Genomic DNA, 493 nt, shown 5'->3' on the forward strand with positions numbered 1-493 from the left:
TCGAAGTCGAAGACAGTTCTGACGGCGCGACGTTCCGCTTCGAGTAAGCAGTCACACCACGACTCAACAGCTTTCTTTTCGGCCTCGAAGTCACTGCCGGCTACGGCTGCGTCGCCGTCTCACCGATGTCGACTGACGCACCGCTCACGACGAACCGCGCACCCCCGTCTCGGCCGTGTTCAACGTAGATGTCCCAGCCGTGGGCATCCACGATTTCGGCGACGATAGCGAGCCCGAGTCCGGTTCCGCCGCTGTTCGTCGAAAACCCCGACTCGAACACGTCGTCTCGTTTGTCCTCTGGAATTCCCATTCCCGAATCTTCGACGTAGAATCCGTCGTCGGTCGTTCCGACCCAGAGATTGATGTCGTCGCCGCCGTGTTCGAACGCGTTACGAACGAGGTTTTCGAAGAGCCGCCGGAGTCGGTCGGGGTCGGCGGCGATGGTTCCGTCCGATTCGATAGTGAGTTGCGCGTCGTCCGTCACGACGACATC

1 protein-coding gene is annotated in these 493 nt (G+C 60.6%); it reads right to left on the minus strand.

Annotated features, from left to right (window positions below):
• Window positions 1–100 precede the first annotated feature (100 nt).
• On the minus strand, window positions 101–493 hold a 393-nt coding region (locus tag DVK06_RS17335; protein WP_147438175.1), incomplete at its 5' end, for a HAMP domain-containing sensor histidine kinase.

It is taken from the genome of Halorubrum sp. Atlit-28R (genome assembly GCF_003665955.1).
Lineage (GTDB): Archaea > Halobacteriota > Halobacteria > Halobacteriales > Haloferacaceae > Halorubrum > Halorubrum tropicale.